This is a genomic window from Corynebacterium occultum (genome assembly GCF_009734425.1).
In the GTDB taxonomy this organism is placed as follows: Bacteria; Actinomycetota; Actinomycetes; order Mycobacteriales; family Mycobacteriaceae; genus Corynebacterium; species Corynebacterium occultum.
The window spans coordinates 551,048-576,519 of record NZ_CP046455.1; the positions used below are offsets into that span (position 1 = coordinate 551,048).

Genomic DNA, 25,472 nt, shown 5'->3' on the forward strand with positions numbered 1-25,472 from the left:
TCACGCTTATGCCGTCTTACCTTCCGGTGGGGCGGCATTCGCCGTTTCTGGGGTGAGATTGCCCACCGGGAGGCTGCCGGAACACTGTTTTCCACGCCGCCGGGGCTCGAATGATCCCCCTCTGAAACCTCTGCCCCCATAACAAGGGGGTGTGATCTGGGTCCGTCCGGGTTTCACATCAGGTTTCCCGCCGCCACAACAGGCATAATGAACGGCATGACTCGACTTTTTGGCACTGATGGCGTCCGCGGACTAGCGAATAAGAACCTGACCGCTTCCCTGGCGCTGCGTCTGGGCGCCGCGGCAGCGCATGTCCTGACCGCTGACAACCGCAGCGACGGCCGTCGCCCCACCGCTATTGTCGGCCGTGACCCCCGTGTTTCCGGTGAGATGCTCGCCGCCGCCCTGGCCGCCGGGATGGCCAGCCGGGGGGTGGATGTGCTCCGGGTCGGGGTGATCCCCACCCCGGCTGTTGCCTTCCTGACTGATGACTATGGTGCCGACATGGGTGTCATGATCTCGGCCAGCCACAACCCGATGCCCGATAACGGCATCAAGTTCTTCTCCGCCGGTGGCCGCAAGCTGCCCGACGCGATCGAGGATGAGATCGAGGCTGTCATGGAGAACCTCCCCGAGACCGGCCCCACCGGCCACGGCATCGGCCGGGTCATCGAGGAGTCCCCTGACGCCCAGGACCGCTACCTGATGCACCTGCGCGAAGCTGTCGGGACCGACCTGAAGGGCATCAAGGTGGTGGTGGATGCCGCCAATGGTGCGGCCTCTGAGGTTGCCCCGCGGGCCTATGCCGCCGCTGGGGCCGAGGTCATCGCGATCCATAATGCGCCGAACTCCTACAACATCAACGACAACTGCGGTTCCACCCACATTGACCAGGTTCAGGCCGCCGTCGTGGAGCACGGTGCCGACCTGGGGCTGGCTCATGATGGTGATGCGGACCGTTGCCTGGCGGTTGACTCCCAGGGCAATGTGGTTGATGGCGATCAGATCATGGCGATCCTGGCGGTGGGCAAGAAGGACCACAACTCCCTGCGCCACAACACCCTGGTCGCCACCGTGATGAGCAACCTTGGCCTGAAGTTGGCGATGAAGCGTGAGGGCATCAAGCTGGAGACCACCAAGGTCGGGGACCGCTATGTGCTGGAGGAGCTCAACGCCGGGGGTTATTCCCTGGGTGGCGAGCAGTCCGGCCACATCGTGGTCCCGGAGCACGGCACCACCGGTGACGGCACCCTGACCGGTCTCTTCCTGATGTCCCGGATGGCTGAGACCGGAAAATCCCTGGCTGAGCTGGCTGCCGTCATGGAGGTCCTGCCGCAGGTCCTGATCAATGTCCCGGTCTCTGACAAAGCCATGATCCTGAAGTCGGAGGCTGTGCAGCAGGCCATCGCCGAGGCGGAAACCGAGCTGGGTGACCAGGGCCGCGTGCTGCTGCGTGCCTCCGGCACCGAGGAACTTTTCCGCGTCATGGTGGAGGCCGCCGATGGCGAGGAGGCACGTCGTATCGCCGGGAAGTTGGCGGCTGTGGTGGCTGCGGTCTAAATCCCCGGGGGAACCATTTCCCACTGTATTCAGTCAAAGCTGGTGAATGCCAAGACTGAAAACACAGGGGGAAATCTTGTCCGAGATCTCATTGGACATCACCGCGGCACGTTCTGCGTTGCGGGAGATGTCTGAGGAAACTGATATTCAAAGACACCGGCATGCTGCCCGGACACCGGATTTCCCGGTGTCCGCCGCAGGTGCCGGTTTTGCCTCTCATGGGGTGCGCCTGCGGGATATGCTCACCAGGTTGCATGACCTCGGCAGTGAGCGCCTCGACGCCGTTGCAGTGACCACCATCGCCGCTTCCCGGCAGGTGGAGGTCTATCACGTCACGGATGAGGATTTCGGTGTGGAGCTGGGGGCGCAGGCATGAGTAGCGCGCTTATCGACGCCTCCTCCTACGGCTCCGCGGTCCGCGCACTCTCCAGCGCCTCCCGCGGTGTCTATGGCGGGCCCGCAATCCCGGAGCAGGCGGTCAATGCTGCCCTGCAGACCGTCGAAGGGTTGGACACCAATCTCCTGAGCAGTGGTTTCGCGGTAGCGAAGGGAAGCAGTCAGAGCGGGGGACTGGTGGAACGCCTGGGCCCCCTGGTGATCGGGATCCTGAGAGATGTCGCACTCGGGCTGATCAGTGACCTGCTCGGGGATGTGGTCGGCAACTGGTTCTCCGGCAAGAACAAGACTGAACAGCTGGAGGAACACGCCAAGGATGCCGCAGAGGCGGTGGAAACGGTGGTGGAGGACGCCGACACCGCCATGGATGCGGTGCTCACTCAGGCCTTGCAGCTGCTGGATACGCTGCTCAAGTACATAAATTCCCTTGACCCTTCGCAGTACCCGAATGAGTTCCTCAGCGCGGTGCGCTGCGCCGCCGAGATCATCGATAACGCCGCGAAGATGATCATCGGCACCTGCGGGCAGCGTGATGAGATCATCGAGAGCTGCTATGAGCAGTTGATCTGCGAGGCGGAGCAGATCTGTGGAGAACCCGCCCCGGAGCTGCCCCCGGAGGTGGAGGAGTGCGCCAAGGAAGTCCCACCGGTCAGCAAACCCATTGGTGGGGGCAGCAGCACACCTATCGGCGGTGGCAGCAGTACACCTCCCGTAGAGAAGCCAGTCCTGCCGCCTGCCCCTGAACCGGAGCCGGTACCTACTGTGAAGGATCCTGAGCCCGAGCCGAAGGATGAGTGTCCGCCGGAGGATCCAGTGACGGTGCCTACTGTTAAGGAGCCTGCTCCTGAACCAGAGCCGGTACCTGAACCGGTGGAGGAGCCGGGGCCGGAGCCGAAGGGTGAGTGTCCGCCGGAGGTTAAGCCTGTTCCGGAACCTACGGAGAGTGAGTGTCCGCCGGAGGATCCGGTGACGGTGCCTACTGTTAAGGAGCCCGAACCGGTACCGGAGCCTGAACCGGAGCCGGTGGAGAAGCCGGTGCCGGAGCCGAAGGGCGAGTGTCCGCCGGAGGTTGAGCCTGTTCCGGAGCCTACTGAGAGGGAGTGCCCGCCGGAGGATCCGGTGACCACCCCGAATGGACTGGACCAGGTGGAGACCCCAGAGACCCCGGAAATCCCGGAAATCCCGGAAGAACCCGAGGAACCTGCTGAACCTGAGGATGTTGAGGAACCCGAACCGGAAGAACCCGAGGAACCTGTGGTTGAGCCGGTCGACGATATGGAAGTCGTGGACTCGGATGATTGCGGCGATATCTGCTGCGGTGTGCTCGGTCTGGTCGGTATCGGTGTCGCAATCCTGACGATCAGTTTCCTGGTGGAGTACATCTCCGAATATGAGATGCCGATTCCGGAACCAGGTCCGCTGCCAGAACCCGAACCGGAACCAGCACCGAAACCTGCCCCTGCCCCGGAACCTGATCTCTCCCAGGTGCCGGAGCCCACGCCACCGGCACAGAAGGTGGCGCATGTTCAAGCCCAGCAGATGTCTGCCCCACCGCCAGCCCCTGCACCTGTTGCTGCACCACTGGCACCTCCGGCCCCCGCTCCGGTCCCGACTCCTGAGCCAGCACCCATGACGGCCGGATCGGCACGGAAGGCGGGTGTCTGGTGAGCATGGAGTTTGATGAGTTCGTGAAGCAGTTCCGGGAGCGCACCGCGCAGCGGATGGTGGAGTTCGAGAAGGCATTGGCCAAGGCTCAGGCTGAGATGGAACGTCAGGAAGGGAAATCTGTGTCGGGGCACCGGAAGGGACATTCCGCACCCCTTCCGCCGAACCTGATGATGTCCCAGACAAGGAAAACCCCTGGTCGGGGGCGGCGTGGTGCCGGCCCGATCCAGGGGGTGCTGAAGAAGTTCTAGTTAGCGGGTGGTGGGTATTTCTTTCGCCCGCTCAGCCAGCTCGGGGCCGGTATAGGAGGTGACGTTCTTGGCGGTTGCCTCCGGGTCAGAGAAACCGGAGTACTTGTTCTCATCGGCGAGGCGGTGCAGCAGGAAACCGGTGAGCAGACCGCGGGCCAGTTCCTGGCCGGCGAACTGGGGGCGGCCGATGCCCAGGGTCAGCTTGAAGATGAGGTCCTCGGTGAATCCCTGCTGGTTGCCGTTGCTCAGTTCCCGGTAGGTCACCGGTCCTGCCCAGTTCGTGGCGACGCGGGCGGGGTTCCCGGCGTCGACAATCCCGCTCTGCCCAGAACCGATGATCAGACCGGGACGGGTGATGTGTTTGGCGGCTTCCTCCGCAGAGGGGGAGGTGACAGCAGGGTAGAGCGCAGCGACGGCCTTGACCTTGGGGCTGTCGGTGGCGGCCAGGATAGCGGCCCCGGCGCCCATGCCATGGCCGGCGATGCCGAGGCGGCCGGGGGCTACGGTGACATTGCCCTGCCCCAATTTCACCCCGGCGAGGATTTGCAGGCAGCTCTCCAAGTCGCTGGCGAGACCGCGGTGATCCGGCAGGAAACCTTTTTCGGTGTCCGGGGCGGCTACGACGATGCCCCAGCTGGCCAGGTGACGCAGCGTGGCGTGGTACTTCTCAACACCCTTCATCCAGTCGTGTCCAAAGGCGATGCCGGGCCTGCCGTTGCCCTCCGCAGGGGTGTACACCTTGCCTTGAATTCCCGCGTAATCGAGGGAACCGACCAAGACCCGGTGGGGGCCACGTTTGGAGAGTTTTGCCAGATGCTTCTTCAGATTCTCAGACACAACCTCAAGGATAATCGAAGCCGCCCCAGGGTGGGTCGAAGAAGGCCATCGGAAGAGATTCTGGGATCAATGTGCATGAGGGGACTTCGACGTTTATTCTTTTCTGCATGTGTGGAATCGTTGGATATGTCGGAAACCGACAGGGCCTGGAGGTCTCGCTTGAGGCACTCCGCAGGATGGAATACCGGGGATATGACTCCTCGGGTATCGCAGTGACGGCTCCCGACGATCCCCTGGGTGCCGGCATCAAGTTGGTCAAGCGGGCTGGAAAGCTGAAGAACCTGGAGGACCGGATCACCGAGATCGGTGCTGATCAGTTCACCGGTGGCACCGCCATCGGCCACACCCGCTGGGCCACCCATGGCCGTCCCACCGATGAAAATGCCCACCCGCACCGTTCCTTCGACGAGAAAGTGGCCATCGTCCACAACGGCATCATCGAGAACTTCGCGGCCCTGCGCAAGGAGGTTGAGGGCCACGGCATCGAGTTCGCTTCAGAGACCGACTCCGAGGTGGCCGCCCATCTGCTGGCACTGGCCTACAACGAGGGTGATACCGCCGGGGATTTCCGCGCCAGTGCGCTGAAGGTGCTGAACCGTCTGGAGGGTGCCTTCACCCTGCTGTTCATGCATGCCGAACATCCCGGCCAGATCATCGCGGCGCGTCGCTCCACCCCGCTGATCATCGGTGTCGGTGAGGATGAGATGTTCCTCGGCTCCGATGTCGCCGCCTTCATCGAGCACACCCGCAACGCGGTGGAACTGGGCCAGGACAATGTCGTGGTCATCACCAGGGAAGGCTATGAGGTCCTCAACTTTGATGGCTCGACCTCCGAGGGCAAGCCCTTCACCATCGACTGGGATCTCGCCGCCGCAGAGAAGGGTGGCTTCGACTCCTTCATGATGAAGGAGATCCACGAGCAGCCCGCGGCCGTTCGTGACACCCTGGCCGGTCATTTCCAGGACGGCAAGATCATCCTGGATGAGCAGCACCTCAGCGAGCAGGATCTGAAATACGTCAACCAGGTCTTCGTCGTCGCCTGTGGCTCGGCCTACCATTCCGGTCTGCTGGCCAAGTACGCCATCGAACACTGGGTGCGCATCCCGGTGCAGATCGAGGTGGCCTCCGAGTTCCGTTACCGCGACCCGGTGCTCGATGAGCGCACCCTCGTGCTGGCCATCTCCCAGTCCGGTGAAACCGCCGACACCCTTGAAGCGGTGCGTCACGCCAAGTCCCAGGGTGCGAAGGTCCTGGCGGTGTGCAACACCAACGGCTCCCAGATCCCGCGCGAGTCGGATGCGGTGCTCTACACCCACGCCGGTCCTGAGATCGGGGTGGCCTCCACGAAGGCTTTCCTGGCACAGGTCGCCGCGAACTACATTGTCGGCCTGGCCCTCGCTCAGGCACACGGCACCAAATACCCGGATGAGATCGCCGAGATCTACGCCAGCCTGGAGGAGATCCCCGCCAAGATCGAGCAACTGCTTGAGGTCAACACCCAGGTCAAGGAGATCGCCGACTACCTGGGCACGGTCAAGACCATGCTCTTCCTGGGCCGTGGGGTCGGGTTCCCGGTCGCCCTGGAGGGGGCATTGAAGCTGAAGGAACTGGCCTATATCCACGCCGAGGGTTTCGCCGCCGGTGAGCTCAAGCACGGCCCCATCGCCCTGATCGAGGATGATCTTCCGGTGGTGATCGTGGTGCCCTCCCCGAAGGGTGTGAAGCAGCTGCACTCCAAGATCGTCTCCAATATCCAGGAGATCCGGGCCCGTGGTGCGAAGACCATCGTCATCGCCGAAGAGGGCGACACCTCGGTGGAGCCCTACGCCAACTGGCTGATCCGGATCCCGGAGTCCGCGTCGATCATGCAGCCCCTGCTGGCGACGGTGCCGCTGCAGTTCCTCTCTGCGGCGATCGCACGCAACTGCGGTAATGATGACATCGACAAGCCCCGTAACCTGGCGAAGTCCGTGACCGTGGAATAAGTCGCCCTCAATGACAACAGCTCCCGCATCCCCCTGAGAGATAACAGGGGGAGCGGGAGCTCTTGCATTCTAGAGTGGGGAAAAGGGCACTTAAGCACGTGAGGTGGGGACCTTAAGGGCCGTTTTCCCCACTCTAGAATGCCGCGGTCTCTAAACCTCCGCCGGAACCGAGGCCGCCAGCTTGTGCAGCCGGGGAATCGGCATCCGCATGTTGAGGGAAGCCGCGCAACCCTGACCGGGCCAGTGCAGCACAGCGGAGCGCTCCGCCAGGGACCCCTTGACCACCAGCGGCTCCTCGGAACCATCCGGGATGGGGCCGGAAACCTTGAGGTTCATGCCCCACTGATCGGTCCAGAAATAGGAGTGGTAGCTCAGCGGTGCCGCCTCATCACCCTGGAGGAGGGCGGCGGCCGCAGTCTTGGCCTGCTCGATGGCAGCAGTCCAGATCGGGGTGCGGCGCAGCCCCCGCGCACCCTGCTGCCACACCACGTCACCGGCGGCGACGATCTCGGGGCGGACCCGGCAGCGCTCATCGGCGATGAGACGGCCGTCGATAAGCAGACCGGAATCCGCTAGCCAGGAATCATTGGGAATGTCACCGGCCGCGGAAACCACCACATCGGCGGTGATCTCCTGGCCAGAACTCAGCCGCACACACATGCCCCCGGGGGTTTCCGCCACCGCAGCGACAAAATCATCCACGATGTCCAGACCATTTTCAAGGGCAACCTCAGTGAGGATACCGGCGAGCTGCGGTCCGATATGGGGCTCCATGGGGGTCCCTGGGTGGATGAGAGTGACCTCGCAACCCAGGCCGATGGCACCGGAGGCGACCTCCATGCCCAGTGGGCCGCCACCGATGATCGCCACCTTGGGTGCTGAGCTGAGACGCTCCCGCAGGGCGGTGGCATCATCCAGGGAACGCAGCGTGTACTCCCGCTCCGAATCGGTGAAGCGGCGCGCGTGGGTGCCGGTGGCGATGACCAGCCCCTCATAGTCCAGGACGGTGCCATCGTCGAGGGTGACGCGCCGGGCTTCGGGGTCCACTGTGGTGGCGCTCCGGCCGAGGAGTTCGGTGCCGCCGTGGGTGGCCTCGGGGAGGAAGTTCAGTTCCATCTCCGGCCCGGGTGCCAGGGCCGCCTTGGAGAGTGCGGGGCGGGAGTAGGTGGCGTGCTTTTCATCACCGACGATGGTGATGGCACCGGTGTAGCCGAGACGGCGGAGGGTGTCCCCGGCGGTCAGTCCGGCCACACCATTGCCGAGGATGAGGATGTTGTCCATGCTTAAACCAGCTTCAGGGCGGCGACGGGGCAGACGCGGACGGCGTCGCGGGCGGCATCGAGGTCCTCGGGGCCGATCTCGACCTTGTCGAGGATGAGCTCGCCCTCGTCATCGAGGTGCATCAGCGCCGGGGCGGCTTCCTCGCAGAGGCCGTGACCTTCGCAGCGCGGGCGGTCGAGTTCGATGAGGGTCGGGTTGCTGCTCATGGGAGTTCTCCTTCTGCTCTTCGGATCCCGGCGACGGCCCCTCCCTGAGAGGTGGAGGAGATTTGGCCATCATTGTGATCCGAGTCATGTTCTGATGTGCCTGAGCTTTTCAGACTTGAGGGAATCTGTCTAATGAATAATGAAAATGATCTATATTCATAGTATGAATGAAACTTTTTCGCTCCCTGGGGTTCAGTCCATCTCGCCGCGCCGCCCGCTGGGGGCGAACCTGGCCAATGTGGACCTGAACCTGCTGGTCTCCCTCCATGCCCTTCTGGAGGAGGAGTCGGTGACGTCGGCGGCGCGGCGGGTGGGACTCTCCCAGCCCGCGATGAGTCATGCCCTCCGTCGCATCCGCAAGCTTTTCGACGACCAGATCCTGGTGCGGCAGGGCGGGGGGAGCGTGCTCACCCCGCGGGCCAGGGAGCTGCTCGGCCCCCTGCGTGAGTTGCTGCGCCAGACCTCCCGGCTGCTGGGCGAGGAGGAATTCATCCCGGAACACAGTCGGCGTGCGGTGACCATCGCCATGTCGACCTCCATGGCCTTCCTGCTGGGGAGGGTGATCCTGAAGCTGCTGGAGGAATCTGCTCCGCACATGGAGTTGGAGATCATCACCACCGATGAGATCGGTGATGCCGTATTCACCGACCATGGGGTGGACCTGCTTCTGCTGGCCGAGGGTTATCCCACCTCCCATCCCCGGGAAAGGCTCTTTGATGATGAGTGGGTGGTCATCGGCGGTGTTCCGGAACTGCTGGAGGGTGATGCCATTTCCAAGCTGCAGGACTGGCCACATGTGGCGCTGGAATCGGAGCGGATGTCCCGGGGCTATGAGGTGCTGCGTCACCGCGGGGTGGCGGCGAAGGTCCAGGTGCGGGTCAATGACTATCTGCTGCTGCCCCAGTATGTCTCCGGGATGCGCAAGATTGCGCTGCACCGCCGGCGGGTGATGGAGGTGATGGAGCACGGGGAACCGCTCTACTGGCGGGAGTTTCCCTTCCCGATCCTGGGGCTGGGGGTGGACATGGTCTGGAACCCCTGGCTGCGGGAGGAGAAATTCCGTGGCTGGTTCCGGGAGCTGCTCTTCCGGGCCTGCGATATTCAGTTTGTGAATGGAGATAATTAGCAGTATTCATTTGTGTGATGTCTAGGCATGGGCTTAACTGTGACGCAGATCAAAGAACAGTCACGGCTCGCTCACCCAGGAAGGCCAAACATGACCACCGTCACCAGCCCCATCACCTCTCCGATCGACCTCTTCTCCGACCACACCCTCCAGAACACCGAAGCGGTCTTCGCCGAACTCCGCGAAACCGCCCCGGTGGTTCACCTCCCGGCCAATGACGCCTGGGCCATCACCCGCTACGAGGATGTCCGCGAAGCCCTCGGTGACCCCGCCACCTTCTCATCCAAGCAGGTCGCCTTCAACCCGCAGATGAACCAGATCCTCTCCGGCACCAGCCTGGCCGCCGACCCGCCGCAGCACGGTGACCTGCGCGCCGTCCTCACCGACAATCTCTCCCCCCGGGCGATGCGCAAAATGAAGGGTGAAATCTACGCCAAGGCCGATGCCCTGGTCCGCGAGCTTGCCGGCCGCGGCAGCTTCGAGGGCATGACCGACATGGCCGTCGCCTTCCCGGTGCAGATCGTCCTCGACCTCATCGGCGTCCAGGGTGAACTCCGCGCCAAGATCCTGCCCTGGGGTGAAGCCGCCTTCAACCTGCTCGGTCCCCTCAATGAGCGTGCCCAGGCCAGCTTCCCGATCGCCGGGGAGCTCTTCAAGTGGACCCACGAGGAGATGAAGGGCGAGGACCTCGCCGAGGGCAGTATCGGCCGCAACATCTGGGAGGCCGCCGAACGCGGCGAGATCTCCCACGAATCCTTCGGTTATATCGTCCACCAGATCCTCGCCGCCGGCATGGACACCACCATCACCACCATCGGCAACCTCCTGGTCCAGCTGGGCAACCACCCCGAGCAGTACGCCCAGCTGCGTGAGAATCCCTCCCTGGCGGCCGCCGCCCTGGCCGAGGTCCTGCGCACCAAGACCCCCGCCCCGGTTTTCGGCCGCGTCACCACTCGCGAGGTCGAGGTGGCCGGCCAGACCATCCCCGCCGGTGCCCAGATCGCCCTGCTGTACGGCTCCGGCAACATGGATCCCCGTAAGTTCGAGAACCCGGAGATCTTCGACATCACCCGCAACCCGGTCGACCATCTCGGCTTCGGCTACGGCATCCACGCCTGCGCTGGCCAGGGCCTGGCCAAGCTGGAGATCAACGGCCTCCTCGAGGCTCTGATCCGCCACGTCGAAAGCTTCCGCATCGGTGAAGTCACCCAGCGACTGAACAACTTCACCCGCCCCCTGGCCACCATCGAGGTCCTCGACATCGTCACCGCAGAGGTCCCCGCGACAGCCTGACCCCGGGCAATGGCAGAATATCTGTCATGGACCTGTTGAGAACCCGCATTGACCTGGGGGCCATCGCCCACAACACCCGCCTGCTCAAGGAGCTGGTGGGTGCTGTGCGTCTCATGGCGGTGGTCAAAGCCGACGGCTACAACCATGGAGCCGTCGACGTCGCCCGCACCATGCTCGCCAACGGTGCCGACGCCCTCGGCGTAGCCACCCTCGCCGAAGCCCACGCCCTCCGCGAAGCCGGCATCAGGGCACCCCTGCTGGCCTGGATCTGGTCCCCGGAACAGGACTTCCGGGCAGCCATCGCCGCCGACATCGAACTCGGCATCCCCACCACCGCCCACGCGAAGGCGCTTATCGATGCCGCGGCCCCCGCCCGCGTCGCCCTCAAGCTCGACACCGGCCTGCACCGCTCCGGCCTGGATGAAACCGAATGGGAACCGGTGTTCCGGGCCCTGAAGACCGCGGAACATCTTGAGGTCACCGGCCTCTTCTCCCACCTGGCCAGCGCTGATGACCCGGCTGATCCGGAAACCGACCGCCAGGCCGAACGTTTCCGCAGCGCCCTCAACCTGGCCCGGGATATCGGACTCGAGACCCCCTGCAACCATCTCTGTAATTCACCAGCCACCCTGACCCGTCCTGACCTGCACTTCCAGCAGGTGCGGGTGGGCCTTGCCTGCTACGGCCTGGAACCTGTTCCCGGCCTCGCCCACGGTCTGAAACCGGCGATGAGCTGGGAGGCGAGCGTCGCCGCCATCAAACCCATCGCCGCAGGAGAAGGCAGCAGCTACGGCCTGACCTGGCGTGCCGCACAGGATGGGCAGCTGGCGCTGGTGCCCTGCGGTTATGCCGATGGTCTGCCCCGGGCCGCCCAGGGGCACCTGGAAGTGGGAATTAACGGCCAGCGTTACCCGCAGGTCGGCCGGGTCTGCATGGACCAGTTCGTGGTGGACCTGGGGGAGAATCCACAGGAGGTGAGCCCCGGGGACACCGTCACCATCTTCGGCGAGGGCGGCATGTCCGCCACCGAGCTTGCCGATGGGTTGGGCACCATCAACTATGAAGTGGTGTGCCGGCCCACCGGCCGCACCGTCCGCACCATCCTGGAGGAGAATTAAGCGATGAAGAACAGCTTCCCGGCCACTGGAACCCGCCGCCTTGAGGACCCCGAGGAGACCCGCGCCTTCGGAGCCGAGCTCGGGGCCGCCCTCGAAGCCGGTGACCTGGTCATTCTCGACGGCCCCCTGGGGGCGGGAAAAACCACCTTCACCCAGGGTATTGCCGCCGGCATGGGGGTCCGCGGCAGGGTGACCTCGCCGACCTTCGTCATCGCCCGGGAACACCGCTCCGCCACCGACGGCCCCGGCCTGGTGCACGTCGACGCCTACCGCCTGCTGGGGGAGGGCAGCTCCGGAGATCCCCTCGGTGAGCTCGATGCCCTCGACCTGGACACCGATCTGACTGAGGCGGTGGTCATCGCGGAATGGGGTGGTGACCTGGTGGAGCAGATCAGTGAACGCTACCTGCTCATCCAGATTGACCGGGAAAGCGCGGTGCTCGAGGACCCGGAATCCGAGGCCCGCATCTTCAGCTGGGAAATACGCCGAAACTAAAGGCGCCCCCCTGGGTTTGCCGGAACCCGAGCATGGGACAACCATGAGGTGACGTTGTCATCCTTCTTGGGAAAGGCCCCGCCGTGCTTGATTTTCTCGCCGACAATCCCCTGATCGCCCTGGTGGTGATCCTCGCCCTGGGCCTGGCCCTGGGAAAGATCAGACTGCTGGGGATCTCCCTCGGTGCCGCAGCGGTGCTTTTCGTCGCCCTGGGCCTGGCCACCGTCAACCCCGAGATTCAGATCCCGGCGCTGATCTACCAGCTGGGCCTGGCGATGTTCGTCTACGTCATCGGGCTTTCCGCAGGCCCCCTCTTCTTCCGTGAATTCCGCACCCGGGGCTGGAAGATCACCCTCTTCGTCCTGCTCCTACTGGTCGGGCTGGCACTGCTGGCGATGCTCCTGATCCGGGGCCTTGATCTCGCGGCCACCACCGGTGTCGGTATGTTCACCGGGGCGCTCAGCTCCACCCCGGGCATGGCCGCGGTCGTCGAGATGCTCACCCAGCTGAACCCGGACATCGCCAGTGAACCCGTGGTCGGTTACTCCCTGGCCTACCCGGGAGCGGTGATCGGTTCCATCCTGGTGGCCGCCCTCGGCGCGAAACTTCTCAAGGTCAACCACCACGCCGATGCGGAGGCCGAGGGACTGATCACCGCGCCCCTGGTGTGGAAGGGTGTGAAACTACGCCCCGGTCTCAGCGGCAAGGTCGGTGATCTGCCCCGGTTCTCCGGCCAGCAGATCATCGCCACCCGCATCGTCATCGATGCCCACGCCCACAAGCTGGCGGATCCCGGATTACCCATCACCGAGGGGATGGAACTGGTCATCAACGGCACGGCGGAGGCCGTGGCGGCGGCCATCGCGGAACTGGGGGAGGAACGCCACATCGGGCTTGATGACACCGACCTGGTCTACTCCCGTTTCACCGTCTCCAACCCGGAGATCGTCGGCCGCAGGGTCGAGGACCTGGACACCGTGGGACACGGCTTCATGATCGCCCGGATCCGACAGGGTGACTCCGAGGAGGTGCCGCGCGGGGACACCGTGATCAACTACTCGGACCGCATCCGGGTGATCGCCGCACCCGGCCGGATGGCTGAGGTACGACGCTTCATGGGGGACTCCGAGAAAAAACTGGGTGATGTGGACCTGCTGCCCTTCGCCCTGGGACTTTCCCTGGGGCTGCTGCTGGGGGCGATCCCGATTCCACTGCCCGGTGGCGTCACCCTCTCCCTGGGTTTCGGTGGCGGCCCGATCGTGATGGGCCTGATCCTGGGGGCGCTCAAACGCAGTGGGCCGGTGACCTGGCAACTGCCCTTCCACGCCAACCGGACCATCTCCACCCTGGGGCTCACCCTCTTCCTGGCCGGGGTAGGGACCTCAGCCGGGGCGGGTTTCCGCCAGGCACTGACCGACCCCTTCTCCCTGGTCTACCTGGGTGGTGGACTGCTGATCACCCTCACTTCGGCACTGGTCTGTGGGCTGGTGGGGCGCAGCCTGTTCAAGCTTCGCTGGGATGAGGCGATGGGTGTGGCGGCGGGCACCACCACCAACCCGGCGGTGCTGACCTACCTCAATGGGCAGACCGGCACGGAGCTGGCGAGCCGGGGTTATGCCACCGCCTATCCGGCGGCGATGATCGGCAAGATCCTGGTCGCCCAGATGCTTTATCTCCTGCTGGTATGAAGATTCGCAGTAAACTGGCAGGGACCGGGGGCGCGGGAACCCAGGGGAGGCGGCTACGCTGAACAGGTCAGTAAACCGCAGTGGGAAGGTGGGGAACGCGAGTGCGTCTCTCAAAGATCAGTCAGGGCATCATCGCCGCAGTCATCGTCATCTGGATCATCTGCCTTGCGGCACTGGTGATCAACGCCGCCGGCAAGAATGATGTCGACTTCCCGGCCAAGGGCGCACTGGAGCGTAATGTCACCGCCCTCGATGAGCAGGGTCTGCAGCTCTCTGCACTGTCCATGGCGGACATCTACGGCGAGGAGTACGTCGCCGGTAGTTTCATCTGCCCCGGTGCCACCACCGAATCCATCAACCAGTCCCTGGAGGTTGATGCCGGTGAACTGAACCTGGGTGCGGAGGGCGTGCCGGCGGGCAGCAGCTACCTGCTGCTGCGCACCGCAGATGGTGCCGCCCACTTTGATGAGGTCGACATCGACACCGTTGATTTCTGCTCGCAGCCGTTGGAGGGTTATTTCAACACCTATGATCTGATGCCCCTGGGCAAGTACGCCGAGGGTGGCTGGGCACTGCTGTTCTAGTCGGAGGCTGCCCCCTGGGCAGCCTTTTCCTTTCCCCTCAGGTGCAACGACTAGCCTGGGAGATGTGCTTGTACTAGCTATCGACACCTCAACCCCGGATCTCGTCGTCGGCGTGGTCGACCCCGCCGCCGGGACGCTCCATGAGCAGATCATCCCCGACACCCGCCGCCACAATGAACTGCTCACCCCCACGGTGCAGCAGGTTCTGGCCGGCGCAGGCAAGACCTTCGCGGACCTGGATGCGGTGGTCGTCGGCTGTGGCCCAGGGCCCTTCACCGGACTGCGGGTCGGCATGGCCTCCGCGGCCGCCTTCGGTGATGCCCTCGGCATCCCGGTACACGGGGTCTGCTCCCTGGATGCCATTGCGCAGCGGGTTCCTGCCGACACCGTCCTGGTGGCCACCGATGCCCGCCGCCGGGAGGTCTACTGGGCCACCTATCACAACCTCACGCGTACCGAGGGCCCGAATGTCCAGGCCCCGGGCACCCTCACCCCAAGCCATCCCGTTGCGGTGGTCGTGGTTCCGGAGCATCTGGCCGAGCAGCTGAGCGAGTTGCAGCATGTGGAGAAGCGGCACCTCGGCCCGAATGCCGCTTCCCTGGTGGAGGTCGCCGACCTGAGTGCTCAACCTCAACCCCTGGAGCCGCTCTACCTGCGGCGCCCCGATGCCAAGGAGCCGGCCCCCAAACCGAAGTCCCCGGCAATCCCGGATGTGGAGCTCTAGATGGAGATGCGGGAACTGCGCCCCGGTGACGCCGCCAGATGCGCCGAATTGGAAAAGATCCTCTTCCCCGATGAGAACCCCTGGTCGGAGAATGTGTTCATGGTGGAATTCGCCCACCCACACACCTTCTATCTGGGCGCCTTCGAGCAGGACGGGGATGCGGAGGGCCAGTTGCTCGGCTATGCCGGAATGGCGATGCTCGGCCCCCGGGATGACCCCGAATTTGAGATTCACACCATCGGCGTGGACCCCGGACACCAGCGCCGTGGCATCGCCAGGCTGCTGATGGACAACCTGATGCTGGTGGCGGATAACTTCGACGCCCAGGTCTTCCTGGAGGTGCGCACCGACAATGAGCCGGCGATCGCCATGTACGAACGCTATGGCTTCACAAACCAGGGGATCCGCCGCAACTACTATCAGCCGTCCGGAGCGGACGCCTACACCATGAGCCGACCCAGCAGGAGCGAGAGATGAGTCAGGAACGCGACATTATTGTGCTGGGGGTTGAGACCTCCTGCGATGAAACCGGGGTGGGCATCATCCGCTTGCGCCAGGGTGAAAACGGTGCGGAGATGGAGGTGCTGGCGGACTCCCTGGCCTCCTCCATGACCCAGCACGCCCGCTTCGGGGGCGTCGTCCCCGAGATCGCCAGCCGCGCCCACCTGGAGTCCATGGGCCCGGTGATGCGTGCCGCGCTGGCTGAGGCGGGCATCGAGAAGCCCGATGCGGTGGCGGCCACCATCGGCCCCGGGCTTGCCGGCGCCCTGCTGGTCGGTGCCGCCGCGGCCAAGGCCTACGCAGCCGCCTGGGGGGTGCCCTTCTACGCCGTCAATCACCTCGGGGGGCACGTCGCCGTGGCCAACCTCGAAGGTGAGACCCTGCCGCATTCCGTGGCACTGCTGGTCTCCGGGGGACACACCCAGCTGCTTGAGGTCGATGCCGTGGGCAAACCGATGCGCGAACTCGGAGCCACGCTTGACGACGCCGCGGGCGAAGCCTACGACAAGGTCTCCCGCCTGCTGGGCCTCGGCTACCCCGGCGGCCCGGTCATTGACCGCCTGGCTGTCAGGGGAGATGCCACCGCAATCAAATTCCCCCGCGGCCTGATGAAACGGGTGGATGAGGAACGCGGCCACCGCCACAACTTCTCTTTCTCCGGACTCAAGACCTCCGTGGCCCGCTATGTGGAGGCCGCCGAGCGGGAAAGCCGAGTCATCTCCGTGGAGGATGTCTGCGCCAGCTTCCAGGAAGCGGTCTGCGATGTACTCAGCTTCAAGGCGGTGCGCGCCTGCGAGGACACCGGGGCGAAGGTGCTGCTGCTCGGCGGGGGTGTGGCCGCGAACTCCCGGCTCCGCGAACTGACCCGGCAGCGTTGCGAGGCCGCGGGCATCGAGCTGCGGGTCCCCCGCTTCAACCTCTGTACCGATAATGGCGTGATGATCGCAGCCCTGGCTGCCCAACGTATCGCCGAAGGAGCCGGTGCCTCCGACCTCGGGGTGGCCACCGATCCCTCCCTGCCGGCTGAGGTGCCGCAGCTCTAGGTTCTCCAGCACCCGGTGAATTCTCTCAGCGGTATCGTGGCCATGTGATCTTGGATAACTTTCTTTCATGTTCCCTAAGACAAGAACGTTAGTGATGCAGCCATGCATGGATTGAGCGGATCCCTTCCCCAGGGGTGTACCCATGCGGTCTCCACTTTCGGGGGCACCATTCTCATCCAGCGAAGGTGGGGAAGCTGACGTACGGTAAATCTGTCCCAGGCAGATTTCTGATCCATGGAAGTGATCTCATATGACTACTGGATTCCTCGTCAGCCCCGATCTGACCTCCCGCATCATCGAATTCGAGCTTGACCAGGCTGCGCAGTTCCTCGGTGGGGTCATCGATGACCGTGTTTCAGTGGCGTTCTCGGAAAACAACAAGACCTACGTCGCCCTCTTCAACGCCGAAGCCAAGGTGAATGCCGCGGAACCGAACCCGGTGGCTTCACTGGGGCGTAATGAGGCTGACACCGGAAACTCCGCCTTCATCTCCGATCCGACCCGCGCCATCTCCGGTCCGGTCATCTTCGTCGGCTCGGAGGGGGAGGACATCGCCCTCGATGAGGTCAACGAGATCAAGGATGGCATTCGGGCGGCCCGCAACTACATCAAGGACAATGAGGAGGACTACCGCTATTGGCGGGCGGCCGTCCTTAACCTGGGTGCCCGCCAGTTCTAAATCCGCTGAGCTCCAGCACCTGTTCCCCTGAGAATCGGGGGCCCTTATTTAGGTGGGGGCCAACACTGATGCTCCCAGGTTAGAGTGTCTCTGAGATAGATCATGAAAGTTTCCCATCTCTGAAAACCTTTTTCCTGAGAGGAACCACCCATGCATACTCCACCCCTGGCTTCACGTCTCGGCGCTGAGGCGATAGGCACTTTCTGGCTCGTTCTCGGCGGCTGTGGCTCCGCGGTATTTGCCGCACTCTTCCTCAATAGCGAGGGCACTCAGATGGGAATCGGATTCCTCGGAGTGGCCCTCGCTTTTGGTTTGAGCGTTCTGACCGGCATCTACGCGTTCGGGCATATCTCCGGCGGGCACTTCAATCCGGCGGTCACCATCGGACTGGCCATGGGTCGACGTTTCGAGTGGAAGGACGTTGTTCCTTATATCCTTGTCCAGGTTGTCGGCGGACTGATCGCCGGTGCCGTTATCTATTTCGTGGCCAGCGGAAAAACGGGCTTCGAGGCGGCCGGCAACATGGCTGCCAATGGCTTCGGGGACAACTCCCCGGGTGGATATACCCTGATGACCGCCGCGGTGATCGAGATCGTGCTCACCGCCATCTTCCTCTATGTCATTCTCGGGTCCACCGATGGTCGCGCACCCAAGGGATTCGCCGGCATCTCGATCGGTCTGACGCTGACCCTGATCCACCTGATCTCCATCCCGGTGACCAATACCTCGGTGAACCCCGCCCGTTCCACCGCGGTGGCGTTCTTCAATGGGGATGGCGCCCCGGGGCAGCTCTGGCTCTTCTGGCTGGCCCCGATCATCGGCGCGCTGATCGCCGGTGCGACCTACCGCTTCATCTCCGCGGAACCCAGGCCGGACATCTCCGGCGAGGTCAGAGATTAGCGCCCCTGCCGGCCCAGCGCTGCACCACGGCATCCAGGTCGCCCGGGTCGGTGGCCGTGTAGCGTGCGGTGGCATGTTCCGCTGGGGTGCCATAACCCCAGGTGACGGCGACGGTGTCGATGCCGAATCCGGCGGCCCCGTCGATGTCGTGGCTGCGGTCCCCGATCATCAGGATCTTATCCTTCTGGTCGTGCAGCCCCACTGAATCCAGGACGTGGGAGATCACCGCGGACTTGGTGCGGCGAGGGCCCGCCTCCTGGGCGGCGCCGATGAAGTCGAAGTACTCGATCATCCCGAATTCGCTGAGGGAGATGCGGGCGAATCCCTCACCCTTGCTGGTGGCGGTGCACAGCCGGAACCCCTGCTCTTTCCATTCGGCCAGTAGTTCCCGCATGCCTTCATAGGGTTGGGAATTCGCCCTGCCTTCCCGGGCATGGTGGTCCATGTAGGCGGCGAAGGCGGCCTTGACCTGCGCCGGGGACATGCCCAGGGACTGCAGGGTCTGTTCCATCGGGGGCCCGGCGATCAGGGCGATGCGTTCCTCGCTGGGTCTGGGCCAGCCGACGGTCTCCAGCCCGTGGAGAAAGGACGCCCGGATTCCGGGGAAAGAATCAATGAGGGTGCCGTCGACATCCAGGAAGAGAGTTTTCATGCCCTTCAGTCTGCCTCAGCTCTCGACCTCAGGCGGGGGAAGGGCACCCCAAAAAGTTCACTTTGGCACCCGCAGAGGTTGAGTGCTGGCACTCTCGGGGGTAGAGTGCCAATTGGTTGTCTGACACACAGTTGTTCACCCGCGACGACGACTGTGCCCTAATCGCAACCGGCACAATCATCATTCTTTTCACTGAACACACGGAGGAATATCGTGGCGAACGTCAACATCAAGCCGCTCGAGGATCGCGTCCTGGTCCAGATCAACGAGGCAGAGACCACCACCGCTTCTGGTCTGGTCATCCCGGACTCCGCCAAGGAGAAGCCGCAGGAGGGCACCGTCGTGGCCGCTGGCCCGGGCCGTTTCGGCGATGACAACGAGCGCGTCCCGATGGACATCAAGGAGGGCGACACCGTCGTCTTCTCCAAGTACGGTGGCACCGAGCTGAAGTACGACGGTGTCGAGTACCTGCTGCTCAACGCTCGTGACATCCTCGCCATCGTCGAGAAGTAGGCGACACCTCCATGGCAAAGCTCATTGCATTTGACCAGGAGGCCCGCGAAGGTCTCCTCCGCGGCGTCGATACGCTTTCCGACGCCGTGAAGGTCACCCTCGGCCCCCGCGGCCGCAACGTCGTCCTGGACAAGGCCTTCGGTGGCCCCACCGTCACCAATGACGGTGTCACCATCGCCCGCGACATCGACCTCGAGGATCCCTTCGAGAATCTCGGTGCCCAGCTGGTGAAGTCCGTGGCCGTCAAGACCAACGACATCGCCGGCGACGGCACCACCACCGCGACCCTGCTCGCCCAGGCCATCATCTTTGAGGGTCTGCGCAACGTGGCCGCCGGTGCCAACCCGATCGAACTCAACCGCGGTATTGCCGCCGGTACCGAGAAGGTCATCGAGGAGCTCAAGGCTCGCGCCACCCCGGTTTCCTCCGCGAAGGAGATCGCCAACGTGGCAACCGTCTCCTCCCGCGATGAGATCGTCGGCGAGATGGTTTCCGGTGCGATGGACAAGGTGGGCAAGGACGGTGTCCTCACCGTCGAGGAGTCCCAGTCCATCGAGTCCTCCCTGGAGATCACCGAGGGTGTGTCCTTCGACAAGGGCTTCCTCTCTCCTTATTTCATCACCGACACCGACGTTCAGCAGGCGGTCCTCGAGGATCCGCAGATCCTGCTGGTCCGCAACAAGATCTCCTCCCTCCCGGATTTCCTTCCGGTGCTGGAGAAGGTCGTCGAATCCGGTAAGCCGGTGCTGATCATCGCCGAGGACATCGAGGGCGAGCCGCTGCAGACCCTCGTGGTCAACTCCATCCGCAAGACCCTGCGGGCCGTCGCCGTGAAGTCCCCGTACTTCGGTGATCGCCGCAAGGCCTTCATGGATGACCTGGCAGTGGTCACCGGTGCCACCGTGATCGACCCGGAGGTTGGCTACAACCTCACCGAGGCCGGTCCGGAGCACTTCGGTACCGCCCGCCGTGTCACCGTCACCAAGGATGAGACCATCATCGTTGACGGTGCCGGCACCGCCGAGGCCGTCGAGGAGCGTCGCGAGCAGATCCGCCGCGAGATCGAGAACACCGACTCCACCTGGGACAAGGAGAAGGCCGAGGAACGTCTGGCCAAGCTCTCCGGTGGTGTCGCCGTGATCAAGGTCGGTGCCCCCACCGAGACCGAGGTCGGAGAGCGTAAGCTGCGCGTCGAGGACGCCATCAACGCTGCCCGGGCTGCCGCCCAGGAGGGCATCATCGCCGGTGGTGGATCCGTGCTGGTCCAGATCGCCGAGGGACTGAAGTCCTACGCTGAGGAGTTCGAGGGCGAGGCCCGCACCGGTGTGCTGGCACTGTCCCGCGCACTGGTGAAGCCGGCCTACTGGATCGCCGATAACGCCGGTCTGGATGGCGCCGTGGTGGTCTCCAAGATCACTGAGCTGCCGAATGGTGAAGGTTTCAACGCCGCCACCCTCGAGTACGGCAACCTCATTGAGCAGGGCATCATCGACCCGGTGAAGGTCACCCTCTCCGCGGTCATCAATGCCTCCTCTGTGGCACGCATGGTGCTGACCACCGAGGCATCCGTGGTTGAGAAGCCGGCTGAGCCGGCCTCCGCCGGACAGGGCGTCCACGGTCACCACCACTAGGTCTGAACTTTTGATCTAGTCGGAGGTGCTGACGGGGCCCAGATAGCCAGAAGTGGTTATCTGGGCCCCGTTTTCATTCCCCGGCCCCTGAAATGCAAAAATCGCCCACTGGGGGCGGTGTGTTCTTCCTCGGCTTCATTGACAGGCAACCCCCTGGGGTGGGGGAGAGGTAGCGCGGTGGCTGGGCCAGGGGAATGATCAGGCGTTGACCTTCTGTACCTTCTTGACCTTGGGGCGTTTATTGTTGCGCAGCACCAGCTGACGCTCCGATTCACTCAGACCGCCCCAGATGCCATAGGGCTCCGCGACCTTGAGGGCGTGTTCCCGGCAGGAGGCCAACACGGGGCAGGCGTTGCAGATGGCCTTGGCGCGGTTCTCACGCTGGGCGCGGGCACGACCTCGCTCGCCGTCCGGGTGGTAGAACACATCAGACTCTTTTCCGCGGCAGGAGCCGTGGAGCTGCCAATCCCAGAAATCTGCGTTCGGTCCCGGAAGCAGGTGGGGCTGTGACATGTGAAATTTCTCCTTCAAGGCAAGAGCAAACAGATCACACCTTTGATTCGGTGCACTTCGCAGTGTTATCTGCTTTAGTGAACAATTGGTTGCCAATTAGTGGCAGGAAGGTGGAAACCTTAGCTCTGCTTCAGTTTTCATGCCCCCTACCTGCGGGGATTGCGAAGGTTAAAGGTGAATGAATTTTCGTGACATGGAGAAAACGGGGCCGAAGGGTAGGGTGATACTCCGACTTTGTTCCATACTTATCCAATAGGATTCCTTTATCCGGGTATCTGAAAATGTGTCCTTATTGCAGTTGTTGAGTGGAGGCTTGCGGCGTGACCGATTCCGAGAGTGAATTGGCCGAATTGGTGCCTTCGGCCGTCCGGGGTGACCGTCGGGCGCTGCAGCGGATCATTGAGATCATCCACCCACAGGTGCTGCGCTATGCACGTGCCCGGGTCAGTGGGGGCAGGACCCCCACCCCGGAGGACATCGCCCAGGAGATCTGTCTGGCGGTGGCCACCTCCATCGGCCGTTATAAGGAACAGGGTCGTCCCTTCATGGCCTTCGTCTACGGCATCGCCTTCAACAAGGTCGCGGATGCTCATCGGAGCATGGCCCGGGACAAGACGAATCCCACCGATGAGGTTCCGGAATCGGTGAATGAGGTTGACACCCCCGAAGAGTATGCGCTCATCGCCGATGGAAGTAACAGAGTGCGCGTCCTGCTCGATTCATTAAGTGACAAGGCCCGCGACATTGTGATTCTGAGAGTGTTCGTTGGTCTCTCGGCTGATGAGACGGCCGCTGTCGTGGGGAGTACCCCGGGTGCGGTGCGTGTGGCACAGCATCGTGCATTGGCGAGTCTGCGTAAGGCTTTGGAGAAAGAGGACACACAGTGACGAAGCGTCGCGAAGATGAAACCGGCAACGGTGACTTCACCTACCAGTTTCCTGCGGTGGTAGCTGACGATGCCTTCCTCACCGCCATCTCGCGAGGGGTGCGGGCGGAGGAAGACGAACTGTCTGACCTTCTCCTGGGATTCCGGAAGGAGATCGTTGAGGCACCCATGCCAGCTGCGCCGACCCTGGCAGAGCTGGGTTTGGGTCCCGAGGAGGAACCCGAGCGTGGTGCCCAGGTGCTCCCCATGCGCCGTCGGGGTGGTTTCGGCCGCAGCCTGGTCAGCGGTCTGGTCGGGGCGGCAGCCGCAACCCTGGTGATCGCCGGTGGTGGCGCGGCCGTCTACAACGCGGAGCCGGGCTCCCCGCTCTGGGGCATGTCCAAGACCATGTTCAGTGAACGCGCCTCCGTTGTGGAGCTGGCCAGCACCCTGGATGAGATGGATGGTTTCGCCGAAACCGGTGATGTTGAGGGGATGCGTGCCCTGCTTGCCGACGCCCGCGCCCAGCTGTCCAGCGATGGCCGTGCCGTCGCCGCAACCCCGCTGACCGAAACCGCGACCACCACCGTCACCGTCGATCTGGAGCCGCGTAGCACCGCCCCGGCCCCGGCCCCGGAACCTGAGCCTGGTGAGCCGACGACCACCACCGTCCGGGAGACCATCGTCGAGGAGCAGACCCTCACCGAGACCGCGGTCCAGACCGTCACCGTGACCGTCTACCCGCAGGCACCGGTCGAGCCGACCTCAGTTCAGCCTGCGCCGACCGCCACCGCAGAGCCGGGCACCCCGGCTCCCACCGAGGGGAATGCCGGGGCGCCGGGCGGCGAGTAAGCCGCTGCTTTAACGCTGTTCCATACCGTCGAGGTAACCGAGGCAGTAGTCCCAGGGGACATACGCCGTAACCTCCGGCTCAGCCCCGGGCTCATGCACGGGGCTGAGTTCATCGGCGAGGGTGGCGCGCATATTCGCCGCCAGGATCTCCCAGTCGTAGTAGTGGTTGACTGCGCAGTCCTCACAGAGGAAGAAGATTCCCCGGATCCCACGGGGGCTGAGAATCTCCTTGAAACGCTTGACGAGGGAGAGGTCCTGGATAATTCCTTCGCGCTCTTCCTCCGTCAGCGGCGGCATCGGTTCATCGGCGTCCAGGAATGATGCAGGATCATTCGGGTCGTCGGCGAAAGGGTCGCGGGGCATTTGAGCATCGAAGTTCACACCGGTAACCATATTGCTCCGCCCTACCGAGTGGCAACAGTATGCCCTCGGGGAGCTGTACCGGGGTTGGATAGGGATTTAGGGAGGAACACACTAAAGTGTTTGTCACCGCGGTAATGATCTATATGTAGAAGGAGTCAGCATGACCGATCAGCGAGTGTCCACCGGTGGCGATGATCCGAACAAGGTGGCCCTGGTTGGCCTGACCTTCGACGATGTGCTGCTGCTGCCGGACGAGTCGAATATCGTCCCCAGCGAGGTGGAGACCAGCACCCGGTTCACCCGGAACCTCACCCTCGGTATCCCGGTGGCATCCGCCGCCATGGACACCGTCACCGAAGCCCGCATGGCGATCGCCATGGCACGTCAGGGTGGCGTCGGTGTGCTGCACCGCAACCTCTCCGCTGAGGAGCAGGCCGAGCAGGTCGAGATCGTCAAGCGTTCCGAGTCCGGCATGGTCACCGATCCGGTCACCTGCAGCCCCGACATGTCCATCGGTGAGGTGGATGCACTGTGCGCCCGTTTCCGTATCTCCGGCCTGCCGGTCGTCGACACGGACGGCAAGCTGCTGGGTATCTGCACCAACCGTGACATGCGCTTCGAGCGTGACATGAACCGCCGGGTTGCCGAGGTCATGACCCCCATGCCCCTGGTCGTCGCCGAAGAGGGTGTGACCAAGGAGCAGGCTCTGGAGCTGCTTTCCGCCAACAAGGTGGAGAAGCTGCCGATCGTCGACAAGCAGGGCAAGCTCGTCGGCCTGATCACCGTCAAGGACTTCGTCAAGATCGAGCAGCACCCCAACGCTTCCAAGGACAGCTCCGGCCGTCTCCTGGTGGCCGCCGGCATCGGCACCGGCCAGGATTCCTGGGAGCGGGCCGGTCTGCTGGTTGAGGCCGGTGTCGACGTCCTCGTTGTCGACTCCGCCCACGCCCACAACAACCGCGTGCTCGAGATGGTCGCCCAGGTGAAGAAGGAATTCACCGGTGTCGAGATCATCGGCGGTAACCTGGCCACCCGCCATGCCGCCCAGGCCATGATCGACGCCGGAGCGGACGCCATCAAGGTCGGTATCGGCCCGGGCTCCATCTGCACCACCCGCGTGGTCGCCGGTGTCGGCGCCCCGCAGATCACCGCCATCATGGAGGCCGCCGTGCCCGCCCGCAAGGCCGGCATCCCGATCATCGCCGATGGTGGCATGCAGTTCTCCGGTGACATCGCCAAGGCACTGGCCGCCGGTGCCTCCTCCGTGATGCTCGGCTCCATGCTGGCCGGCACCACCGAGTCTCCCGGTGACATCGTCGTGGAGAACGGCCAGCAGTTCAAGCGTTACCGTGGCATGGGTTCCATGGGCGCCATGCAGGGCCGTGGCCTCAGTGGCGAGAAGCGTTCCTACTCCAAGGACCGCTACTTCCAGGCTGATGTCCGCAGCGAGGACAAGCTGGTGCCGGAAGGCATCGAAGGCCGCGTGCCCTTCCGAGGCAGCATCGAAGCCATCACCCACCAGCTGGTCGGTGGCCTGCGTGCCGCCATGGGATACACCGGTTCCACCACCATTGAGGATCTGCAGCGGGCCCGCTTCGTGCAGATCACCAGTGCAGGTCTGAAGGAATCCCACCCGCACCACATTCAGCAGACCGTCGAGGCCCCGAACTACCACTAGTTCCCGGCCCCACCCGAAACCGCCTGAACAGCTTTTGTTCAGGCGGTTTTCGCGCGCTCATCGGGGAGTTGCC

The 25,472-nt window shown here is 63.8% G+C and carries 27 protein-coding genes; 21 read left to right on the top strand and 6 right to left on the bottom strand.

Going from position 1 to position 25,472, the window contains the following annotated elements; all coding sequences use genetic code 11:
* The first annotated feature begins 216 nt into the window (after positions 1-216).
* The 4 genes from glmM to COCCU_RS02585 all read left to right on the top strand — a co-directional run bounded on the left by glmM (position 217) and on the right by COCCU_RS02585 (position 3,872).
* Positions 217-1,560, top strand: a complete 1,344-nt coding sequence (gene glmM, locus COCCU_RS02570) for a phosphoglucosamine mutase (protein WP_156230062.1) — start codon at positions 217-219, stop codon at positions 1,558-1,560.
* Positions 1,561-1,636: 76 nt separating this feature from the next.
* Positions 1,637-1,936 carry a hypothetical protein gene (locus COCCU_RS02575; RefSeq protein ID WP_156230064.1) on the top strand — a complete coding sequence of 100 codons (300 nt, stop codon included), beginning with the start codon at positions 1,637-1,639 and terminating at the stop codon, positions 1,934-1,936.
* Complete coding sequence (locus COCCU_RS02580) at positions 1,933-3,624, top strand: hypothetical protein (RefSeq protein WP_156230065.1); 1,692 nt, start codon at positions 1,933-1,935, stop codon at positions 3,622-3,624. The genes COCCU_RS02575 and COCCU_RS02580 overlap by 4 nt, the downstream gene beginning before the upstream one ends.
* Positions 3,625-3,626: 2 nt before the next feature.
* A complete protein-coding gene (locus COCCU_RS02585) occupies positions 3,627-3,872 on the top strand; it encodes a hypothetical protein (protein WP_231598911.1) in 246 nt (81 codons plus the stop codon).
* Here the strand turns inward: COCCU_RS02585 and COCCU_RS02590 are convergent, their stop codons facing one another.
* Positions 3,873-4,709, bottom strand: a complete 837-nt coding sequence (locus COCCU_RS02590; RefSeq protein WP_156230069.1) for a dienelactone hydrolase family protein — start codon at positions 4,707-4,709, stop codon at positions 3,873-3,875.
* A 107-nt stretch (positions 4,710-4,816) separates the two neighbouring features.
* Between COCCU_RS02590 and glmS the strand changes: the two genes are divergently transcribed.
* Positions 4,817-6,694 (top strand): glutamine--fructose-6-phosphate transaminase (isomerizing), encoded by a 1,878-nt coding sequence (gene glmS / locus COCCU_RS02595; RefSeq protein ID WP_156230070.1) that lies wholly within the window; start codon positions 4,817-4,819, stop codon positions 6,692-6,694.
* A 150-nt stretch (positions 6,695-6,844) separates the two neighbouring features.
* Here glmS and COCCU_RS02600 read toward each other — a convergent pair whose 3' ends face one another.
* Both COCCU_RS02600 and COCCU_RS02605 read right to left on the bottom strand, forming a co-directional pair.
* On the bottom strand, positions 6,845-7,975 hold the full coding sequence (locus COCCU_RS02600) for an NAD(P)/FAD-dependent oxidoreductase (RefSeq protein WP_156230072.1): 1,131 nt from the start codon (positions 7,973-7,975) through the stop codon (positions 6,845-6,847).
* Positions 7,976-7,977: 2 nt separating this feature from the next.
* Entirely contained in the window at positions 7,978-8,181 is a 204-nt protein-coding gene (locus COCCU_RS02605; RefSeq protein ID WP_156230074.1) for a ferredoxin, read from the bottom strand.
* Positions 8,182-8,344: 163 nt separating this feature from the next.
* On the opposite strand from COCCU_RS02605, the gene COCCU_RS02610 reads away from it, so the two are divergent.
* From COCCU_RS02610 to aqpZ, 11 genes are all read left to right on the top strand, one after another.
* Positions 8,345-9,307 carry a LysR family transcriptional regulator gene (locus COCCU_RS02610; protein ID WP_156230075.1) on the top strand — a complete coding sequence of 321 codons (963 nt, stop codon included), beginning with the start codon at positions 8,345-8,347 and terminating at the stop codon, positions 9,305-9,307.
* Positions 9,308-9,397: 90 nt separating this feature from the next.
* Complete coding sequence (locus COCCU_RS02615) at positions 9,398-10,600, top strand: cytochrome P450 (RefSeq protein WP_156230077.1); 1,203 nt, start codon at positions 9,398-9,400, stop codon at positions 10,598-10,600.
* 26 nt (positions 10,601-10,626) lie between these two features.
* On the top strand, positions 10,627-11,718 hold the full coding sequence (gene alr / locus COCCU_RS02620; protein WP_156230079.1) for an alanine racemase: 1,092 nt from the start codon (positions 10,627-10,629) through the stop codon (positions 11,716-11,718).
* A 3-nt stretch (positions 11,719-11,721) separates the two neighbouring features.
* Positions 11,722-12,213 carry a tRNA (adenosine(37)-N6)-threonylcarbamoyltransferase complex ATPase subunit type 1 TsaE gene (gene tsaE, locus COCCU_RS02625; RefSeq protein WP_156230081.1) on the top strand — a complete coding sequence of 164 codons (492 nt, stop codon included), beginning with the start codon at positions 11,722-11,724 and terminating at the stop codon, positions 12,211-12,213.
* An 83-nt stretch (positions 12,214-12,296) separates the two neighbouring features.
* Entirely contained in the window at positions 12,297-13,901 is a 1,605-nt protein-coding gene (locus COCCU_RS02630; RefSeq protein ID WP_156230082.1) for an aspartate:alanine exchanger family transporter, read from the top strand.
* A 101-nt stretch (positions 13,902-14,002) separates the two neighbouring features.
* A complete protein-coding gene (locus COCCU_RS02635) occupies positions 14,003-14,485 on the top strand; it encodes a hypothetical protein (protein ID WP_156230084.1) in 483 nt (160 codons plus the stop codon).
* A gap of 64 nt (positions 14,486-14,549) precedes the next feature.
* Positions 14,550-15,209, top strand: a complete 660-nt coding sequence (tsaB, locus tag COCCU_RS02640) for a tRNA (adenosine(37)-N6)-threonylcarbamoyltransferase complex dimerization subunit type 1 TsaB (RefSeq protein ID WP_156230085.1) — start codon at positions 14,550-14,552, stop codon at positions 15,207-15,209.
* Positions 15,210-15,686, top strand: coding sequence for a ribosomal protein S18-alanine N-acetyltransferase (rimI, locus tag COCCU_RS02645; protein ID WP_156230086.1), 477 nt, complete (start codon positions 15,210-15,212; stop codon positions 15,684-15,686). It abuts the gene before it with no gap.
* 14 nt (positions 15,687-15,700) lie between these two features.
* On the top strand, positions 15,701-16,753 hold the full coding sequence (tsaD, locus tag COCCU_RS02650) for a tRNA (adenosine(37)-N6)-threonylcarbamoyltransferase complex transferase subunit TsaD (protein ID WP_156232526.1): 1,053 nt from the start codon (positions 15,701-15,703) through the stop codon (positions 16,751-16,753).
* A 250-nt stretch (positions 16,754-17,003) separates the two neighbouring features.
* Positions 17,004-17,432, top strand: a complete 429-nt coding sequence (locus COCCU_RS02655) for a hypothetical protein (RefSeq protein WP_156230087.1) — start codon at positions 17,004-17,006, stop codon at positions 17,430-17,432.
* 150 nt (positions 17,433-17,582) lie between these two features.
* Entirely contained in the window at positions 17,583-18,332 is a 750-nt protein-coding gene (gene aqpZ, locus COCCU_RS02660; protein ID WP_156230088.1) for an aquaporin Z, read from the top strand.
* Here aqpZ and COCCU_RS02665 read toward each other — a convergent pair.
* Positions 18,322-18,984, bottom strand: a complete 663-nt coding sequence (locus tag COCCU_RS02665; protein WP_156230089.1) for an HAD-IA family hydrolase — start codon at positions 18,982-18,984, stop codon at positions 18,322-18,324. The genes aqpZ and COCCU_RS02665 overlap by 11 nt on opposite strands.
* A 213-nt stretch (positions 18,985-19,197) precedes the next feature.
* Here COCCU_RS02665 and groES point away from each other — a divergent pair, with 213 nt between their 5' ends.
* Both groES and groL read left to right on the top strand, forming a co-directional pair.
* Positions 19,198-19,497 (top strand): co-chaperone GroES, encoded by a 300-nt coding sequence (groES, locus tag COCCU_RS02670; protein WP_156230090.1) that lies wholly within the window; start codon positions 19,198-19,200, stop codon positions 19,495-19,497.
* Between the two features lie 11 nt (positions 19,498-19,508).
* Positions 19,509-21,128 (top strand): chaperonin GroEL, encoded by a 1,620-nt coding sequence (gene groL / locus COCCU_RS02675; RefSeq protein WP_156230091.1) that lies wholly within the window; start codon positions 19,509-19,511, stop codon positions 21,126-21,128.
* Positions 21,129-21,326: 198 nt separating this feature from the next.
* Here the strand turns inward: groL and COCCU_RS02680 are convergent, their stop codons facing one another.
* A complete protein-coding gene (locus COCCU_RS02680) occupies positions 21,327-21,641 on the bottom strand; it encodes a WhiB family transcriptional regulator (protein ID WP_156230092.1) in 315 nt (104 codons plus the stop codon).
* A 320-nt stretch (positions 21,642-21,961) separates the two neighbouring features.
* Between COCCU_RS02680 and COCCU_RS02685 the strand changes: the two genes are divergently transcribed.
* Together COCCU_RS02685 and COCCU_RS02690 are read left to right on the top strand one after the other, a co-directional pair.
* Positions 21,962-22,528: a sigma-70 family RNA polymerase sigma factor gene (locus tag COCCU_RS02685; RefSeq protein WP_156230093.1), complete on the top strand. Its 567-nt coding sequence runs from the start codon at positions 21,962-21,964 to the stop codon at positions 22,526-22,528.
* Entirely contained in the window at positions 22,525-23,358 is an 834-nt protein-coding gene (locus COCCU_RS02690; RefSeq protein ID WP_156230094.1) for a hypothetical protein, read from the top strand. Before COCCU_RS02685 ends, COCCU_RS02690 begins: the two co-directional genes overlap by 4 nt.
* Positions 23,359-23,367: 9 nt before the next feature.
* Here the strand turns inward: COCCU_RS02690 and COCCU_RS02695 are convergent, their stop codons facing one another.
* Positions 23,368-23,739 carry a DUF5319 domain-containing protein gene (locus COCCU_RS02695; protein ID WP_156230095.1) on the bottom strand — a complete coding sequence of 124 codons (372 nt, stop codon included), beginning with the start codon at positions 23,737-23,739 and terminating at the stop codon, positions 23,368-23,370.
* A gap of 142 nt (positions 23,740-23,881) precedes the next feature.
* Between COCCU_RS02695 and guaB the strand changes: the two genes are divergently transcribed.
* A complete protein-coding gene (guaB, locus tag COCCU_RS02700) occupies positions 23,882-25,399 on the top strand; it encodes an IMP dehydrogenase (RefSeq protein WP_156230096.1) in 1,518 nt (505 codons plus the stop codon).
* The last annotated feature ends 73 nt before the right edge of the window (positions 25,400-25,472 follow it).

Bases quoted from the DNA above. Each gene is read 5' to 3' on its own strand.
- glmM (WP_156230062.1), top strand. From the start codon at position 217: ATGACTCGACTTTTTGGCACTGATGGCGTCCGCGGACTAGCGAATAAG.
- alr (WP_156230079.1), top strand. From the start codon at position 10,627: ATGGACCTGTTGAGAACCCGCATTGACCTGGGGGCCATCGCCCACAAC.
- aqpZ (WP_156230088.1), top strand. From the start codon at position 17,583: ATGCATACTCCACCCCTGGCTTCACGTCTCGGCGCTGAGGCGATAGGC.
- glmS (WP_156230070.1), top strand. From the start codon at position 4,817: ATGTGTGGAATCGTTGGATATGTCGGAAACCGACAGGGCCTGGAGGTC.
- COCCU_RS02680 (WP_156230092.1), bottom strand. From the start codon at position 21,641: ATGTCACAGCCCCACCTGCTTCCGGGACCGAACGCAGATTTCTGGGAT.
- COCCU_RS02655 (WP_156230087.1), top strand. From the start codon at position 17,004: ATGACTACTGGATTCCTCGTCAGCCCCGATCTGACCTCCCGCATCATC.
- COCCU_RS02665 (WP_156230089.1), bottom strand. From the start codon at position 18,984: ATGAAAACTCTCTTCCTGGATGTCGACGGCACCCTCATTGATTCTTTC.
- COCCU_RS02615 (WP_156230077.1), top strand. From the start codon at position 9,398: ATGACCACCGTCACCAGCCCCATCACCTCTCCGATCGACCTCTTCTCC.
- rimI (WP_156230086.1), top strand. From the start codon at position 15,210: ATGGAGATGCGGGAACTGCGCCCCGGTGACGCCGCCAGATGCGCCGAA.
- tsaE (WP_156230081.1), top strand. From the start codon at position 11,722: ATGAAGAACAGCTTCCCGGCCACTGGAACCCGCCGCCTTGAGGACCCC.
- COCCU_RS02610 (WP_156230075.1), top strand. From the start codon at position 8,345: ATGAATGAAACTTTTTCGCTCCCTGGGGTTCAGTCCATCTCGCCGCGC.
- guaB (WP_156230096.1), top strand. From the start codon at position 23,882: ATGACCGATCAGCGAGTGTCCACCGGTGGCGATGATCCGAACAAGGTG.
- groL (WP_156230091.1), top strand. From the start codon at position 19,509: ATGGCAAAGCTCATTGCATTTGACCAGGAGGCCCGCGAAGGTCTCCTC.
- COCCU_RS02600 (WP_156230072.1), bottom strand. From the start codon at position 7,975: ATGGACAACATCCTCATCCTCGGCAATGGTGTGGCCGGACTGACCGCC.
- COCCU_RS02585 (WP_231598911.1), top strand. From the start codon at position 3,627: ATGGAGTTTGATGAGTTCGTGAAGCAGTTCCGGGAGCGCACCGCGCAG.
- COCCU_RS02580 (WP_156230065.1), top strand. From the start codon at position 1,933: ATGAGTAGCGCGCTTATCGACGCCTCCTCCTACGGCTCCGCGGTCCGC.
- COCCU_RS02605 (WP_156230074.1), bottom strand. From the start codon at position 8,181: ATGAGCAGCAACCCGACCCTCATCGAACTCGACCGCCCGCGCTGCGAA.